This is a genomic window from Paenibacillus odorifer, from assembly GCF_000758725.1.
GTDB classification, from domain to species: Bacteria; Bacillota; Bacilli; order Paenibacillales; family Paenibacillaceae; genus Paenibacillus_AQ; species Paenibacillus_AQ odorifer.
Genome location: NZ_CP009428.1, coordinates 600,572 through 617,784, shown reverse-complemented (window position 1 = coordinate 617,784; position 17,213 = coordinate 600,572). Strand labels below are relative to the sequence as shown.

Here is a 17,213-nt window from a genome sequence, read left to right as displayed (position 1 = left end):
TTGCATGCCTTTGAATCAAGGTAAGGATAGATACCCTAGATCTCCTTTTTATAAACGGGGTGAAATGCAAAACAGGGATGCCCCACAGCCTTTATGGCTATGGATCATCCCTGTTTAGGTTTAAACAGAATTCGCTAAGAATGGAGACAGCTTATTTTACCTGTTCTGCGCTAAATACTTTAACATCTAGAGGAGCAGCCAAGAATTCGCCAGCTTTAGCTGAGAAAGCAGTGAAATGAGCGCTCGTATTGTGGCTGGATACTGCTTCAGCATCATGCCATTGCTCAATCATAATAAATGAGTTGGCTTCTCCAGCATTCTCATATAGCTCATAAGAAAGGTTACCCTCTTCAGCATGAGTAGCAGCCAGTAATGCTTTAGACTCCGTCAAAAACTGTTCACGACGCTCTGGATTAACTTTAAGTACAGCATGAATAATGATCATTGTATATTCCTCCTAAGATTAGTGTTTATGGTAGCGCGTTGGCTTACTAACTTTATAATTATTTCCACTCAGCAACTTTATCGATAGGCAGACGAACAGATGGGTAACCTGCATCAACAGCTTTACCAATGGAGAGTAGCATTACAGGAACATAACGATCTTTTTCCATACCAAACGCTGCAGCGATTTGGTCTTTTTCAAATCCACCAATTGGGTTTGTATCGTAACCATGTGCACGAGCAACCAGCATCAGCTGCATAGCAACAAGTGCGCCATCGATAAGCACGGTGTCTCTGTTAATTTCCCGTGGCAGGTTAGCGAAATGAGCGGATAATCTGGTTAATTGATTTTCTTTTACTTCAGCAGGCATAAGTCCACGTTCAACAGCAGTACCGTAAATTTCTTCAGCATAATCGAAGTTGTTCAGATCACCAAAGATGGCAATCATAGCTGCAGAAGTCTCTACTTGTACGTTATTAAAACGAGCGAGAGGCGCTAAAGTAGCTTTAGCTTCGTCACTTTCAATGACCAGAAAACGCCAAGGCTGCATGTTCACTGAAGATGGAGCAAGTGTAGCTTCGGTAAGGATCTGTGTCATTTCTTCTTTGCTGATTTTAACGGATGGATCATATTTGCGGATAGAGCGGCGTCCTGTAATAATTTCTTGAAAGTCATTTGTTTTTGTAGCGTTCATATGTGTAATTCTCCTTTGAGTGTGTGATTTGTAAGTTACAACAGAATGATATTAGATTGCAGACGATTAAGCATATCAATGAGCACTGCTCGCTCCTGATCGTTAAAACCTGTTAGCAAAGTAGCGATAAACCGCCTTTTCTCTTCGCTATATTTAACCATTCTTTCCCGACCTTGATCGGTTAATGAGACCAATGTGACCCTGTTATCGGCTGGGTTATTGCGGCGGGCGATCATGCCACTCTCTTCCAATCCCTTCAGATGACGTGTGACGGCTGCCCCATCAATCTCCATTTCCTTTTGCAGACTGATTTGGCTGACTTCGTCTACCCGAAACAGTTCGTGCAGGAGGCGAAGCCGTGTGGGACTAATCCCGGCACAACGTTCGAATTTTGGAGAGATTCCTTTGTTTAAAGCCTGCAGCAGTTCAAATATATGCTCTTCCTCAGGACAGTGCTCCGTCAAAATATGCCTCCTTTCTAAATTTAATTGCATGCAATTGTTTTGTACAAAATTATACTAACGCATAATCATTGACCCGTCAACTAATATATCAAATCATTTTTAAAAAATCAACATTGCTTATCCTTATCCGGTGCTATACGCTTGAACAAAAGAGGAGGATACCTATGAGAATATCCCTGATTCAGCTGGATATAGCATTTGGCAATCCCGCTATGAATTATGCTGCTGTTGCCCAGAAAATAAATGAAGCTGCTTCCGCAGCCCCTGATTGTCTGATTCTCCCTGAGCTATGGACCACTGGCTATGATCTGACTCGCTTAGAAGATATTGGCGATCTAGAAGGAGAAATTACCAAGGAATTCATCTCCAGCTTGGCTAAACAATACAGCATCAATATCATCGCCGGTTCAGTGGCTAGCCGTAATGATGCTGGGGTCACCAATCGTATGTATGTATTTAATCGATCAGGTGAGCTTGTTGGACAATACAGCAAGCTGCATTTGTTCCAGCTGATGGAGGAGCATTTGTATCTCCAACCGGGAGAAACTAAAGGACTCTTCACATTGGACGGCATCTTATGTGCAGGGCTAATCTGTTACGATATCCGTTTTCCGGAGTGGGTTCGCGCCCATACCGCACAAGGGGCGGAAATCCTGTTCGTCTGCGCTGAATGGCCACTGCCCAGGTTGTCCCACTGGCGGGCGCTGTTGATCAGCCGGGCCATCGAGAATCAATGTTATGTTGTAGCCTGCAACCGTGCAGGCAGCGATCCAGCCAATATCTTTGCTGGGCATTCTATGATTATTGATCCTTGGGGAGATATTGTGTGTGAAGCTTCTGAAGAGGAAGAAATTCTAACTGGAGATATCGATTTACATCAGGTGCGTGAGATTAGGAAACAAATTCCTATTTTTTCGGACAGACGTCCTGAGTTGTATAATTAAAAGAGCGTGATTGAATATTAAAAAAAGACGTTTCGTAGGCTGGCTCTAGCCAGCTTTCCATTACGTCCTTTTTTAACAGACTCCAACCCATGCTTAGCCCTCAGGAATACCGCTCGCGAAGCACCCGCGTTGCATCGAGCACACGTGGATCATCATAGTCCAAGCTGTATCCTGTCTCTTGCTGCAAAATCCCGGATGGTCTAAGAGACACTCCCCGGTGAATTAAAGCCTGAATAATTCCCTCCACAAACACTGTCGCCACTTCAGGTCCACCGAGTTCACCAAGTCCAGCAATCGTCTCTGGACGAACCCGTGGATAAGCTAATGAGGAGTCTCCTCCGGAGGCTTGCGCATAGAAATCGCGGATTTGTTCACCGCGTTCTTGTCCCGAGCCAGAAACTACAACAAATGCATGTACAAAATAAGCATTATTCTGCCTACGCTGAGCGATCCCACAAAACTTCCGACCATTAATGGCCAGATCGAAATCACCCGGGCAGTAAGAACCAACAATCTCACCAGCCTCAATTTGCGCCGCAGCCTGTGGATGACTTATAGCAACCGCTTCCGTGATCAAAGCAGCCAAGAGCTTAAAGTCATCATGAAAGTCCAGCTTTCCACGTCCTTTGGGCAGAACTAGAGAAAAATTAACGATCCCTGAATCCAGAGGCACCGCAGCCCCGCCTGAATGCCTAACCGCCGTTCTAATCCCTTGCTCCTCAAGCATAAGCATCGCCTGAGCTGCACACGGTAGCTTACTGTCCCGAAGTCCAAGCGCCACACCACCAGAATGACTCCACAGATGTAAGCTAGGAGGTATAATGCCCGCTCCAACATCCCTGCATAAGGTTTCCTCAAAAGCGAATGGAACCAACATATCTTCTAGGCTCCCTGCTTCTGTATCTTTGCTCTCATCCTTTGCACTCAGATGTTGAAAGAGCCCCATTTCTGAAGGAAGTTTACTAATTATTGAATCATACTCACGAGTATCCACCAAAGCCCCTCTTTCCCGAATATGAGCCACGAGACCTGCTATTCTCTACCAGCTAAAGATCCAAGCCTATCCGTATAAATAATGATAGTAATATTGTAACCGATCTGTCTCTATGCTGTGAGTAGAGAATTGAAATGAGGTTATGATAACGCTATTCTTATAGTAAATGGACTTGCCCCAGAGCATAATAGGGGAAGCCCTAAATTCATGCTATCCCAAACGTTAAGGAGTGATGCTGCATGACAGGAGACAAGCTGACCAAAGAACGACAGCTAACCAAAACAAAGCAATGGGAACAAGCCCTTAACCACCTTTATATCAACTTTTGGGATTACAGCCATGACGCATTAAATAAATTCGCTGATGAAGATATCCACCAGGCAAGAGTGAACTGCCGTAAGCTGCTAAGTCTATTATCCATTCTTGATCCGCGGCACACTTCAGGCCTGTACCCTATTTTCAAAAAAGCGCAAAAGAGATTAGGTAAAGTGAGAGATGCAGATGTTCTAATAGAATCTTTTAAGAACAAGCGCAAGCAAGCGAAGGAGAACGGAGATTCTAAAACTGCAGACCTGTTAAAGGCAGTGATTGCTTACCAAAAGGACAAGCGCAAAACTTACCGCAAGAAGCTCACTAATGAGCTGCCTGAACTAATCAATGAAGGCCTCGAGGAAAAGTGGAAGACCTTCCTAAGCGAGCAGCTTGAAGCCCTAGTCGCAAAAAAGAATGTTAACGTTGTTATGCGTGAGCTTGAGATCGCTTATGAGCAGAAGAAAAAAACCTGTAAAGCTATTTTTCATGAAGACAATGCCGAATCTAAAGAAGCCTTCGACGCTTTGCACCAGCTAAGAATTGCCGCTAAGGAACTGCGCTATACCGCGAGTGCAGCCGATTTTGCGTTAAATCAGAAATTTCATGCGCATGAGGAGATCTATAAGGAGATTCAAGATCAACTTGGGCTGATTAACGACAAACGTCTGTGGCTAGAAACACTGAATGCTATTGGACGTGAAGAACTGGACATCGGTAAAAAAACATGGAATGCCTTCACATCTCAATTAAAGGATGAAGTGCTCGATGCACTGCATCAGAATGATGTCATTCCTATCCAGACACAAACGAAGTAGCTCCATGCAACATTGCAAATAGCCCTTTCTATTCAGCCGATGTATCTGATGCACCATACTCTTCAATATTCAGTTTCACTTCATAGGTAATCGGAATCTCGCTAAAGGTTTCATCCCAGTTATCCTCTACGCTCCGCCATACGGCTGGATGTTGAATACGCAAAGCGTTGCCGAAACCTGCAACCTCTGTATGCAGCTCCTTCTGCATTTTTTTCACAGTGACCTGAAGCATGTCTACGACATGCTTCTCTAGCACTGCTTTATCCTCCTTTACAATGCCGTCATGTAACTTCTTCGCACTCTTAGCAAAAGCCTCACCATATCTCCCCGTAGATTCTATTTTCACATGAAAGGAGATCTTCCCATCCTTCACAATAGCCTTATACTTGCTACCCAGGGATTTGATTTCATAGGTAATGAGCTTATTGTTAGACGGGTCGTATGCTTTGAGAGCACCCCCCTCTCCCTTTCCAGTCAGCCAGACCATTCCTTCCAGCTCCGATGCATCAAAAAAACCAACGAGTTTTCCCGTTTTCCCTTTAATTACGCCTGCTCCATCCAGCTTTGTCTCCTTCTCTTTTTCTAAAGATATTACATTCTGCAACATGAAACTTCTTTTACCATGCAAAGGACCCGCTACTTTAGCTATTGAAACTGGCTCCCATATCCTCGTGCTCCGACTTCTATTCACAAAAATCCCCTCTAATACAAATGAAGGGGTTTGGCCCGGCAGCGCATTTTCCAATACATCTCTGGCTTTTCCCTTGCTGACATATAGTAGAACACTGGGACGAATATCGTTATCCCTGCTAAAGAAATCAATTAACTCAGAAAACTTAGTAGAGCGTGCAAGCTTCTCACCGATCACAATGACCTTAAGGTGATGTCCGATCGGAGTACGTCTAGTACGCAGTGAAAGTGCCCGTAATGCTTCAAACATCGAATCACTTACTTCACTCATGTTATAGTAATTTCTGGTTGAGGATGGGGAAGCCCCAGACTTCATACCTGACCCTCCTGAGCCTTGAGGAATCGTAAACTGATAGGTACTCATTATTTGGGCAGGCATGGGATTCCCCCCACCTCCTTGCTGAGTTGCCTCCTCATCCCCTGTCTCCTCCGCACTGTCCAGGGCAACACCAATCTCCATACTCAACTCCTCAACAGGTGTGCTGCTCCAGCAACCGGTCAACAGAATACATAATATAAGAAATGTAATCGACACTCTCCACTTTTTCATGAAGCCGCCCTCCGGAAATGTGCGATGATTAACAGCGGCAATGGAATTAATCCAAATAAAACGATCATCCAATTCCCCACAACTGTCCCTAATGCAAACAGAGCATTCACATTTGGAGGCGTTCTGGAAACTACATAGGCTACTGGAAGTATAGCCAATAAGCAGCTATTAAATCGTTTATGAAATATTTGAGAAACTCCCAAAGCAGCAGCATAAATAGTGATGCAGAAGGTGCAGAAAATTTGCATAATCCAGATTACCAGCAGCAGCGATTCAAACCTCTCAAAAATAAGATAATTCACCTCAAAGCTTCTCACTAGATCAAGAAATGGCCAAGTTCTTGTGACCACTCCATCTATAGAAAACGCACCAATAGTCATTACAACGGCTAAAAGATAAAAGAACGTTGATATACATGATCCAGCAATAATTACCTTTACTGCTTTTTGTGGCTTATCCATAAAAGCAACAATGAACAGCATCGCTTCACCAGCAGTAAAAGTCAGAATGGTTGGCCTGATGCCCTTCCATACCGGTCCTAACCCATCTCCAAGAAAAGGCCGCAGATTATCGATATCAAAAACTTCAACACTAAGCAAACATACCCCAACAAAAACTGTCCATGCAATCGGAACAATCAACCTACACATGCTAGTTATGGCATTAAGCCCTCCTCTGCACAAATAGAAGGCTATCCAAATAAACACGGCAACAATAGCCCAAGGAGGGGTTCCCTCCAGCAGAAAAAAAGAGGTCACTTCCTGCACGGAACGTGCTTCAAAACTGGCTATGCACAGAAAATAAACAATCACTAATATAGAGAGAATCACTCCAAGTGGCTTGCCAATGATTTTCCCGCTAAATTGAAAGATGGTTTGACCTGGAAACCGTTGACTAAGCTTCACTATAATTAAACCTGTAAAAAGGGTAATCACTCCCCCTAAAAAAACGGAGATCCATACGTCTGGAGTCTCACTAGCCTCTACAATCGTCCGAGGAAGTGTAAGTATCCCTGCCGCAATAGTATAATTGGCTAATATGATCGTTGCTTGAACAGCAGTAATTCGGTCCTTAACCTCGGTACTCATAATTTCTTCCTCCTTTACCTAGACCCCTCACCCTTTGCGTCGGGGGTCCTTCGGCTTCAACAGCGTAGGGCGGCCTGTTAGAAATTGCAGTGGCATACGGAATATAAAATCTTTCCAATCCTTAATCTTATACGGTATGAACATGCCAAGATAAGGCATGCCAAAGCTTCTTAGCTTGATTAAATGGGCACTCAGGAAAAGGAAAAATAACACAACTCCATATAATCCAAAGACTGCTGCAGAAAACATAGCTACAAAACGGAGCGTGCGAAGTGTCATTCCAGCACTATACATAGGGATGGTGAAGGAAGAAATTGCTGTAACTGAAACAACGATGACTAGAATTGGACTCACAATTCCGGCTTCTACCGCGGCTTGACCGATGATTAGACCGCCAACAATCCCCATTGCAGGACCGATAGGTTTAGGCAGCCGGAGTCCAGCCTCCCGTAATATTTCGATTGAGGTCTCCATAATCAATGCTTCGATTAATACCGAAAAAGGTACACCTTGGCGGGAGCTGATGATTGAAATAGCCAACTTTGTCGGAATCAATCCTGGCTGAAAGGAGAGGAAGGAAATATATAGTGCCGGTGCAAACATTGATATCAATGCCGCGAGAAAACGCAGTAAGCGCACCAACGAACCCACCATCCACCGATCGTAATAATCCTCAGGTGATTGCAGCAGCATCCCGAAGGAAACTGGCATAATCAGAGCAAAGGGAGTGCCATCCAGTAAAATAGCTACTCTCCCTTCCAGTAGCGCTGCCATTACGCGGTCAGGTCTTTCCGTATTCTGAATCTGCTGGAATGGCGTGAAGCTATTATCTTCGATTAATTGCTCCACATAACCAGATTCTTGCACATCATCTATATCAATCGTCCTAATTCTTCGTTTGACTTCTTCGACAAGTTCATCATTCGCGATATCTTTGATATAAGTTAGAACCAAATCCTTCTTCATTCTCTTTCCTACAGTAAACGAAATCATCGCTAGCTCTGTGCTTTGCCCGTGCCTGCGCAGTAATGCTGTGTTGTCACTTAACGTCTCATTAAATCCGCTTCGTGATCCCCGCAAGACTGCCTCTGATTCAGGCTCCTCTATCCCTCTTGTGTTCCCCTTCGGGGTGCTGAGCACAATAGCCTCCGGTATCCCTTCCACTAGCAGCACTACAGAGCCGAACAACACCTTTTGAAGCGAGAGCTTCACATTATCCGTAAACTCAACTTCCGAAATAAGCACAATTTCATGAATGAGAATATCTTTTAGATCCTTTGCTTCCGGTATCGTATGGGGATCCTTAAAGACCTGATAAGCATCCATTAAAGGCTTCAGAATATTCCGATCCATTTTATCTTTATCCGTCAATCCATCTACAAATATAAGGGCCGCTTGCAGCTTTATACCTCCGATACGCAACTCCCGAAAACTCACATCATGCATATCTGTGCTCATCTCTTTAAATCGTTGCAAATCCTCCCGAAATTGACCGCTATAGCTTGCTCCTGTAGGACCTTCACTTAGATCAGCCGATCCATCTGGCTTAGCAACCTTTTTCGTGCCGTTAGTCCCTATAGATGTTTCTCCGTAAGGAACACCCCCGCCTATGCTGCCGGCAGCTTTTTTTGCTCTAGTACTTATCGTATCTTCCTTTGCCCTAGCCCAACTCGTCGTACGAATTAGAATAAACGGAACGAAAAAGATCATAAAACCTTGGAAAATTACGCTCCATTTAGGAATTAGCTCTAAAATACTACCCCACACCCTCATCACCTCCTTTATAGCTGTGTTCGTATTTTTTACCGAAGATGGTTAATTCATGCACAAAAAGAAGACCCCACAATATGGAGTCTCCCTAATTTCATCTTTATATTTATTGCCTTATGCTTGGAGAACCTTGTTCAGTATGCCTTGGTAGGCTGCTTTCGGACGCAGACCGACCAGCTTTTCTATAGGCTGTCCCTCTTTATATACAATGACAGTAGGCATCCCCATAACACCAGCTTCCCCAGCAAGATCCGGAAGTTCATCACAATTCACCTTTACAATAGAAACATCGTCTCCATATTCCTGGTGAAGATCTTCCAGAAGAGGCAACAGCACCTTACAAGGGGGGCACCATGGCGCACCATAATCCACCAGCACGGTTCCTCCACCACGTATTTCTTCCCGCACCCAATCCGCGCTATCGGCATTTATAATTGACATTTGCCATTCCTCCTCATATTTTCCAGCACCAGCAGTACCTATTCCAAGTTCTCCAGTGTACACGCGCCCAACTTGCTCTCATCCTGCTCCTGCAAGATAGATGCCATTCGTTCTTCCAAATTCCTCTTGATCTGATTTAGCTCTACAAGCTGACGTTCAATATCCTCCAGTTTACTGCGGTATAGTGGCATCACTTCTGCGCAGAAGGCTTCTTTGTTCTTCAACACACAATGTAGAAAGCCCGCGATCTGCTCTGTCGACAGACCCAGGTTCAAATATAGTTTAATCGTTTCTACCGTCTCTACAGCAAGTAAAGAGTACTCCCGATATCCATTGGCCTGACGGATCGGCGAGATTAATCCCTGACTCTCATAGTAACGAAGTGAACGGACGCTTACGCCCGTCAGTTTAGCAAGCTCACCTATTTTCATAGCATTCTCCCCGGGGTTCATGAGAATTGTTCTACACCAGTATAAACCCTGACACCAATGTTAGAGTCAACAAAAAAATCCAACCGCAGTTAACCCGCAGTTGGACTCGTGTTTTATGTTACAACAGGTATATCCGCTTATATCCTACAATAATCCCGCCGCCCAAAGTCCACCTCTACGAATCATCTGGCGAAAAGGCTCTACGGAAAATGACGGCAAATGATGACCAGGCATTAAATAAACAACCCGGCCTAGACCAAATTCATGGCACCAAGCCGCCTGCCTCATTGCCCCATCATGAGGATATTCCATAAGCACAGTTGTTTCGAAATAGGGATGCTGCTCAAAATAATAAGGCTCATCATCGATCACAAATTCTTCGATTCCCTGCATAATGGGATGCTCCCCTGCCGGTATGGACATCTGGAGCGAAGTGAATTCTGGATGATGAGTGAAATGAGCTCCCAGCATGGCGCCTAGCTCCTGATTACGCTGTAAGGAGATTCCGTTATGTACCACTAGTAATCCGCCACCATTAGCCACATAGGAGAGCAATGCGCTGCTTTGTTCCGCCGGTATTTTATCATCGGAGAATTCGGTATAGGAGATTACCAGCTTGTAGTCAGATAATGTTTCTTTATTAAGCAGCCCGTAATCTTCCGAGGAGATTACCTGTAGATCATTGGCAAATATCTGCTCAATCTCCCGGTCTACTCCCGCAAATGGGTGATATTTAACCTCCGAATAACTTCCGAGTGCCAGTGCTTTTAGTGTAGACATCCTATCATCGCCTTTCTTCGTGTACTTTTTTTGATTACGGGAAACCCCTCTACCAAGGCCATGTATTGCCATCCACATCAAGATAGGCCGGCTCATCCCCTAGATATTTTTTATACTCCATAACCTGACTTATAATCTGATCTGCGGACACATCAGGTGAAATATCCGCTTGCTCATTTTTTTCGCCATGCATATAAGTCTTCATCCAGCCGGGGTGAAACACCATCACTTGACCCCCAAGCGTCTTTAGATGATTGTGCATCAGGGAGGACTGCATATTCAGTGCCGCTTTAGACATGCAGTAGCCGTACATATTAATACGCTTATTTCTGCCAATGCTGCCCGCTTCCGAAGAAATATTAACAATTAATTTATCCTTACTTTGCAATAATAGGCCCATAAGTGCATTGCTGACTCTCAACGCGCCTAGCGTATTCACATTATAAATCTCTGCCATGCCCTCATCATCCATATCCACCAGCATCGTAGCATCATCTGCGGAATGAATAATTCCGGCATTATTAATAAGAATATCAACATGCCCAGTTCTGCTGGCGATAGCCCTTGCTGCCTGCTTTACACTATCCTTACTACCAATATCGAGTGGAATAAGTTCCAGCTGTTCCGGATACTCTTCTTGAAGCGCTTTCAATTCATCTGCGTCTCTCATGTATTGTCCAGCAAATACTGAGAACTGTTTCTCTAAAAGAGAGTGTACAAGAGACAATCCAAGACCCCGATCAGCTCCAGTCACACATGCGACTCTGTTCATTCTTATCAACACTCCTACCTAGTAAGGATTATTGAAGCAAGTTGTCTTGCTTTCACCTTAGCATGCCGTCCCCTTTTTTTCAACGCGCTAAAATGAGGGTTTGGTCATCCTTGGATTAGCTGCTCCAGAATCCTTTTTGTTTTAAATTTAATATATGTTACAATCATGATTACAGGTTGTTAACAACACAATGGTTAGTAAAATAACGATCCCAGGAGGGTGATATCTATGTCTATTCAACAACTTCATACATTGGAAGATCTTAAGCAGTATGTGGCTAAACCTGGCAAAAAACTGCTGTTCAAACACAGCACTACCTGCCCGATTAGCGCCAAAGCTAATGAAGAATTCCAGGCTTATCTAAAGGATGCGGATACTGCAGCAGCAGTAGTTCTAGTCATCGAGGATCGTCCAGTTTCCAATCAAATTGCCGAGGATTTCGGGATTAAGCATGAATCTCCACAGCTCTTCCTGCTTGAGGATAATGAGGTTCGCTGGAACACTTCCCACTGGAAGATCACAAGAGATGCTATCAAAGAGGCTGTGAACCAATGAGCCAGCAAGTGATTGTTTATTCAACAGCAGGCTGCAGCGATTGTAATCTGGTCAAACAATATCTTACGGAGCAAGGTATCCCTTTTGAAGTAAGAGATGTTATGACTAGCACAGTCTATCAAGAGGAAGTCGAAAAGCTTGGTTTCATGGGTGTTCCTGTTACTGTAGCAGGGGATCATGCCACCAAAGGATTCAATCTTCCCGAGCTGAAAGCACTCATCGAAGCGGCCCAGTAATTCATCCGGTTAATTATTTAGCACTTGATATATGCATACCAAAAAAGGGTATTCCAACAGCCACTTGGCTAGGAATCCCCTTTTTTCATTGTTCTAAAGCTTAAGGTTCCTCACGCATAAGATTTGCCACGACCAGTACATCTACATTTCTGGCCGAACGCAGAATCTGCTTAGTGACATCCCCACGCAGCCATTTACGTACCCAGGAGCGTTGAGATTGACCGATAATAATCTGTGTGCTCTGTAAGGCTTGAGACCTTTCAAGCAGCAAGGAAGACACTCGTGCCGGGAGCACGTTAGGAATCATCTTAAACGTTCCACCCAGTCGTTCCGTCAATTCTTTCAAATCATTAATTCGTTTATCGTAAGAAGGCCCGCTCTGCTTATATTCCTGTACGTACGTAACATACCAGCAAGCTTTTAGACGATAGGCAATCCGAAAACCTCGCCGAATCAGACGTTCCGCATGATCTCCTAAGGTGATGCACACATAGATCACTTCCTGCCGCCGCCAAGGTCCCCGCAGCGACCCGACACGTTCCCAGGCCTCCAGACGTTCATCCACATCATCAGCAATTTCCCGCAGCGCCAGTTCACGGAGGGCGATTAGATTGCCGATTTTGAAAAAAGCCCCCAGCGCCTGATCCACTTTGGTCATCGCATATATTTTCCCATCCTTCATCCGCTCTTGCAGTGTTTTAGGAGATACATCGATAAGTTCAACCTCGTCGGCCCGTTGCAGAATGCTGTCTGGGAAAGTCTCTCTAACTCTAACTCCGGTAATTTGTTCTACAGCATCATTCAAGCTTTCTAAGTGCTGAACATTCACTGTGGAGATTACAGAGATCCCTGCATCCAATAACTCCATAACATCCATATACCGCTTCTTATGTTTGCTGCCCGGCATATTGGTATGTGCCAGTTCATCTACCAGTACGACCTCCGGATTACGCTTAATGATAGCTGCCGTATCCATTTCCTCAAGGACAGTCCCCCGATAGTCAATACTCAGTCGCGGAAGGATCTCCAGCTCACCGATCTGTTCAAGGGTTTCTTTACGTCCATGCGTTTCTAGTAATCCAATAACAACATCGATCCCTCTCTTTAAGAGATCATTTCCTTCTCGCAGCATCTTATAAGTCTTGCCCACTCCGGGAGCAGCACCAATGTACACTTTAAATGTGCCCCCACGAATGGCATCGATTTTATCCTTTACTTCCTGACTGCTTAATCTGTGATAGGCATCGGCTTTCCGCTCATTTCGGCTCTGCCGGGTAGGAAGAACGCGTTCTCCCTCACGCTCAGCACGATCAGCCACGAAAAACACATCTACTCCGCGGATTTGCTTTAACAATGAGTTAGCAATCGAACCCTTCCACAGCTCCTGCCACGCCGTTTGCTTGGAGTGTCCCATAACGATACGGGTAATATTATGCTGGATGGCGTATTTCACTAGTAGTCCTGGAATCTCCCTCTTCGAGCGAAAAGAAATCTCCTCCATCGAGGCCCCAATCTTCTCAGTCAGCTTCCATAGGGATCGCTTGAAGGTTGCTGCTTCCTTAGAGGGCGTCAGGCCCTGCTTCCAGAAGGATACCACCGCCAGATCTCCGTTTAACCGTTTAGCGATTTGCTGTCCACGGCGGATATGAATCGAGCCATTCCAATAATACTGTGCGGACACCAACACTTTTTCGGCAATCCCCGAAGCTCCCAGCAACCCTTGCTCCTCCCGATGCTTCTCCAGCGAACCATTAACATCCTCCGCTACCATTCTCAGCGCCAGCTCCCGCAGCTTGCTTAGATTCCCTTTGTTAAAAAGCGATGTCCGCTGCTTCTTGCCCAAATGTCCTTCGGACAAACGTTGAAGTATCTTTTCCGGAGTCACATCAATTAGAACGATATCATCTGCAAGGGTGAGCACTTCCGCAGGCAAGGAATACTCCACCTCAATCCCCGTCCACTTTCGCGCTAGATCTGCTGCGCCCTCCAGCTCGTATACGTTTACAGTTGTGATGACACTAATTCCACAACCCAATAAATATTTGATATCCTCCAGCCTAGTTGATCTCTCCGCACCCTCGCGATTATGATGAGCCAATCCATCGGTCAGTACAACCTCTGGATTACGCGCCACAATGGCCTCCACGTCCAGATCCTTCTTCTCGATCTCCTTCTGAAACCAATGAATACTTGGAATCCGTTCCAAGTCACCCAGCTGATCCCTTGTTTCTGGACTCTGGTTGGTTGAAACCGCACAGATTACAACATCGATGCCCTGTGCTTTCAGCGCCTGCCCCTCACGCAGCATCTGATAGGTCTTGCCTGATCCACTGACCGGACCTATATAGATCTTCAGGCGTCCACGATGCAGCTCATAGATAGAGAGCAGCAGTTCCTCCGGCGTCTTCCTCCGATATGTTCCCATCAAGACCACTCCTTAATAACCCGTTCATCCATTCACTCTTCTATGCCAAAAGCAAGATATCCCTGACCCAGTTTGAACAATCGGGCAGGGATATTAGCTATATTTATTTGTTCGTTAATTTCTGGAGCTCCATATTCAGCTTCAGAACATTTACCCGTTCTTCACCAAACAGCCCTAGATCACGACCTTCGGTCTGCTTATTCACTAGCTCTTCCAGCTGCGTGGCTGGAATCCCGGTCAAATTACTGATCCGGGGAATCTGCACAATTGCCGATGCAGGAGTGATATGCGGATCAAGACCTGAACCTGAGTTGGTTACTAAATCAACCGGCAGCTTGTTTACAGGCACATCCGGATTATCCAGCTGCCACTGTGTGATGGAATCCTTCGTCCGCTGCAGCATATCGGGGTTGGATGGGCCATAGTTGTTGGAGCCTGAAGCTTCCGCTTTATAATCAATGCTGGATACACGTCCATGGAATAATGCCGGGTCCGTAAAGCTCTGCCCGATGAGTTCTGAACCCACTACTACTCCAGCGTCATTCTTCAGCTGACTGCCGTTCGCTTGCGATGGCATCAGAACTTGAGCAATCGCTGTAGTAGTCAGAGGATAAATCACTCCGCAGAGAACAACAAACACTAGACATAGCCGTAATATGATAAAGAAATTAGCACCCTTCGATGGTGACAAGTGTTCTTCAGCGTCCGCAATCGATTTTCTGTTATTCACGATGCTCTCACCCTTTCAATGATTAGTTAATCCGTTGTTATATCCATACACTTACGAGCAAATCAATAAGTTTGATGCCCGCAAAAGGAACGACTACTCCACCTAAACCATAGATAAAAATATTACGTCCCAGCAGCTTCGTAGAACTCATCGCTTTATATGAGACACCTTTCATCGCCAATGGGATCAGCAGCGGAATAATAATTGCATTAAATATTAATGCAGATATAATTGCCGAGCTAGGTGAACCCAATCCCATGACATTCAGGGCTTCCATTTCAGGAATAGCTAGCATGAACATTGCCGGAATAATCGCGAAGTATTTAGCGATATCATTCGCAATACTGAACGTTGTCAACGCGCCCCGCGTCATCAGTAGTTGTTTACCAATAGCTACAACCTCAATGATCTTCGAGGGATCGGAGTCCAGATCAACCATGTTTGCTGCTTCCTTAGCGGCTGTAGTCCCACTGTTCATCGCTAAGCCCACATCAGCTTGGGCAAGGGCAGGTGCGTCATTCGTTCCATCACCAGTCATTGCCACCAGCTTGCCTTCGTTCTGCTCGCGGCGGATAACCGCTATTTTATCCTCAGGTGTACTCTCTGCAATAAAATCATCTACCCCTGCTTCACGGGCAATAGTAGCTGCGGTCAGCGGATTGTCCCCTGTACACATGATAGTCTTGATTCCCATTTTTCGCAGCTCATCGAACCGCTCTTTCATGCCTGGCTTAACTGTATCCTTTAAGTAAATAAGTCCATAAATCCGGTTGTCTACCGCAACAGCAAGCGGGGTCCCCCCCATCCGAGCGATAGCATCGGAATTACTGTCGAGGTTCGCGGGAATGACTCCGCCCTTCGACTGTACCCATTTCTTCACGGAATCGACTGCCCCTTTACGAACAGATCGTCCATCCCGCAGATCTATACCACTCATCCGGGTCTCAGCCTTAAACTCTACGAGCTCTCCGCCTTCAGCAAGTTTGCTGTCATAGCTGCGTTCCAGCTTCTTAGCCAGCTCAATAACAGAACGTCCTTCCGGAGTCTCATCCTTTAGCGAACTAATAGCTGCCCAAGCCGTAAGCTCAGCTTCCGTTTCATCTCCAACTGGCACAAAATCACTCGCCATCCGGTTTCCGAAAGTAATCGTACCGGTCTTATCTAGAATCATTGTATTAATGTCGCCGGCAGCTTCAACGGCCTTCCCTGACATAGCAAGGACATTAAACTGTGTGACGCGGTCCATCCCTGCTATCCCGATAGCGGAGAGCAGTCCCCCGATTGTGGTCGGGATCAGACAGACCAGCAAGGCGATCATAACAGGAATATCTAGATCAACGCCCAGATAAGTCGCAATTGGCCGCAAGGTCACTACTACAATCAGGAAAATCAACGTCAGACTGATCAAGAGTGTATTTAGTGCAATTTCATTGGGTGTCTTCTGACGTTTCGCCCCTTCAACGAGGGAGATCATCCGATCCAAGAATGACTCACCGGGTTCACTGGTAATTTTGACTTTAATCTCATCACTAACTACCCGGGTGCCGCCTGTGACTGAGCCGAAATCTCCGCCGGCTTCCTTAATAACAGGTGCAGATTCACCTGTAATTGCCGATTCATCTACGGAGGCCAGCCCTTCAATCACTTCACCATCGCCAGGGATAAGTTCTCCCTGACTGACGATCACGATATCTCCTTTCCGCAGCTCGGAGGAAGAAACGGTCTTCACAGACCCTCCAACGAGCTTATTAGCTGTGATATCCTGTTTCGTTTTCTTAAGCGAATCCGCCTGGGCCTTCCCGCGGCCTTCAGCCAGCGCTTCAGCGAAGTTGGCAAACAGCACTGTGAATAACAGAATGAACAACACCGTGATATTGAAGCCTACCGATTTCTCTGCATTAAAATATCCGGGGGCCAGTACCATAAGCAATACAATAATCGTGCCGATTTCGACTACGAACATGACCGGATTTTTGATTAACGTCACCGGGTTAAGCTTAATAAAGCTATCCTTTACAGCGCTTAGGAGTATGGGTCCCGTCAGCAGCTTTTTTCTTTTTACAGTACTCATCTTGTT

General features: G+C 45.5%; 18 protein-coding genes. 4 read left to right on the top strand and 14 right to left on the bottom strand.

What is annotated here, in order from left to right:
- Nucleotides 1-151 precede the first annotated feature (151 nt).
- From PODO_RS02715 to PODO_RS02705, 3 genes are read right to left on the bottom strand one after another with little or no spacing between them, the layout of a single operon-like run.
- Nucleotides 152-445 carry a putative quinol monooxygenase gene (locus PODO_RS02715; RefSeq protein ID WP_038568563.1) on the bottom strand — a complete coding sequence of 98 codons (294 nt, stop codon included), beginning with the start codon at nucleotides 443-445 and terminating at the stop codon, nucleotides 152-154.
- Nucleotides 446-503: 58 nt separating this feature from the next.
- A complete protein-coding gene (locus PODO_RS02710; protein WP_038568561.1) occupies nucleotides 504-1,139 on the bottom strand; it encodes a nitroreductase family protein in 636 nt (211 codons plus the stop codon).
- 35 nt (nucleotides 1,140-1,174) lie between these two features.
- Entirely contained in the window at nucleotides 1,175-1,603 is a 429-nt protein-coding gene (locus PODO_RS02705; RefSeq protein ID WP_036676732.1) for a MarR family winged helix-turn-helix transcriptional regulator, read from the bottom strand.
- Nucleotides 1,604-1,761: 158 nt separating this feature from the next.
- Between PODO_RS02705 and PODO_RS02700 the strand changes: the two genes are divergently transcribed.
- Entirely contained in the window at nucleotides 1,762-2,547 is a 786-nt protein-coding gene (locus tag PODO_RS02700; RefSeq protein ID WP_036676852.1) for a carbon-nitrogen family hydrolase, read from the top strand.
- A gap of 100 nt (nucleotides 2,548-2,647) precedes the next feature.
- Here PODO_RS02700 and PODO_RS02695 read toward each other — a convergent pair whose 3' ends face one another.
- Nucleotides 2,648-3,541 (bottom strand): lipoate--protein ligase family protein, encoded by an 894-nt coding sequence (locus PODO_RS02695; protein ID WP_051490931.1) that lies wholly within the window; start codon nucleotides 3,539-3,541, stop codon nucleotides 2,648-2,650.
- Nucleotides 3,542-3,780: 239 nt separating this feature from the next.
- On the opposite strand from PODO_RS02695, the gene PODO_RS02690 reads away from it, so the two are divergent.
- Nucleotides 3,781-4,668 (top strand): CHAD domain-containing protein, encoded by an 888-nt coding sequence (locus PODO_RS02690; RefSeq protein ID WP_036676731.1) that lies wholly within the window; start codon nucleotides 3,781-3,783, stop codon nucleotides 4,666-4,668.
- A gap of 28 nt (nucleotides 4,669-4,696) precedes the next feature.
- Here PODO_RS02690 and PODO_RS02685 read toward each other — a convergent pair whose 3' ends face one another.
- The 7 genes from PODO_RS02685 to PODO_RS02655 form a co-directional block, all read right to left on the bottom strand.
- Nucleotides 4,697-5,908, bottom strand: a complete 1,212-nt coding sequence (locus PODO_RS02685) for a Ger(x)C family spore germination protein (protein ID WP_036676729.1) — start codon at nucleotides 5,906-5,908, stop codon at nucleotides 4,697-4,699.
- Nucleotides 5,905-6,996, bottom strand: coding sequence for a GerAB/ArcD/ProY family transporter (locus tag PODO_RS02680; RefSeq protein WP_038568559.1), 1,092 nt, complete (start codon nucleotides 6,994-6,996; stop codon nucleotides 5,905-5,907). The genes PODO_RS02685 and PODO_RS02680 overlap by 4 nt, the downstream gene beginning before the upstream one ends.
- 27 nt (nucleotides 6,997-7,023) lie before the next feature.
- Entirely contained in the window at nucleotides 7,024-8,763 is a 1,740-nt protein-coding gene (locus PODO_RS02675) for a spore germination protein (RefSeq protein ID WP_038568557.1), read from the bottom strand.
- A 117-nt stretch (nucleotides 8,764-8,880) separates the two neighbouring features.
- Complete coding sequence (locus tag PODO_RS02670; protein ID WP_038568555.1) at nucleotides 8,881-9,207, bottom strand: thioredoxin family protein; 327 nt, start codon at nucleotides 9,205-9,207, stop codon at nucleotides 8,881-8,883.
- Between the two features lie 38 nt (nucleotides 9,208-9,245).
- On the bottom strand, nucleotides 9,246-9,638 hold the full coding sequence (locus tag PODO_RS02665; protein WP_036676727.1) for a MerR family transcriptional regulator: 393 nt from the start codon (nucleotides 9,636-9,638) through the stop codon (nucleotides 9,246-9,248).
- 144 nt (nucleotides 9,639-9,782) lie between these two features.
- Entirely contained in the window at nucleotides 9,783-10,418 is a 636-nt protein-coding gene (locus PODO_RS02660) for a ThuA domain-containing protein (RefSeq protein WP_038568553.1), read from the bottom strand.
- Between the two features lie 49 nt (nucleotides 10,419-10,467).
- The gene (locus PODO_RS02655; RefSeq protein WP_036676722.1) at nucleotides 10,468-11,190 is read right to left on the bottom strand and encodes an SDR family NAD(P)-dependent oxidoreductase; all 723 of its coding nucleotides are present in this window, start codon (nucleotides 11,188-11,190) and stop codon (nucleotides 10,468-10,470) included.
- Nucleotides 11,191-11,418: 228 nt separating this feature from the next.
- Here PODO_RS02655 and ytxJ point away from each other — a divergent pair, with 228 nt between their 5' ends.
- Both ytxJ and PODO_RS02645 read left to right on the top strand, forming a co-directional pair.
- Nucleotides 11,419-11,745: a bacillithiol system redox-active protein YtxJ gene (gene ytxJ, locus PODO_RS02650; protein WP_038568551.1), complete on the top strand. Its 327-nt coding sequence runs from the start codon at nucleotides 11,419-11,421 to the stop codon at nucleotides 11,743-11,745.
- Complete coding sequence (locus tag PODO_RS02645) at nucleotides 11,742-11,981, top strand: glutaredoxin family protein (RefSeq protein WP_036676715.1); 240 nt, start codon at nucleotides 11,742-11,744, stop codon at nucleotides 11,979-11,981. Before ytxJ ends, PODO_RS02645 begins: the two co-directional genes overlap by 4 nt.
- Nucleotides 11,982-12,081: 100 nt before the next feature.
- On the opposite strand, the gene PODO_RS02640 is transcribed toward PODO_RS02645, so the two are convergent.
- The 3 genes from PODO_RS02640 to kdpB all read right to left on the bottom strand — a co-directional run bounded on the left by PODO_RS02640 (nucleotide 12,082) and on the right by kdpB (nucleotide 17,207).
- Entirely contained in the window at nucleotides 12,082-14,406 is a 2,325-nt protein-coding gene (locus PODO_RS02640; RefSeq protein ID WP_038568549.1) for a histidine kinase, read from the bottom strand.
- 103 nt (nucleotides 14,407-14,509) lie between these two features.
- Complete coding sequence (gene kdpC / locus PODO_RS02635; protein ID WP_052097405.1) at nucleotides 14,510-15,118, bottom strand: potassium-transporting ATPase subunit KdpC; 609 nt, start codon at nucleotides 15,116-15,118, stop codon at nucleotides 14,510-14,512.
- 55 nt (nucleotides 15,119-15,173) lie between these two features.
- Entirely contained in the window at nucleotides 15,174-17,207 is a 2,034-nt protein-coding gene (gene kdpB / locus PODO_RS02630) for a potassium-transporting ATPase subunit KdpB (RefSeq protein WP_038568547.1), read from the bottom strand.
- Nucleotides 17,208-17,213: the final 6 nt, after the last annotated feature.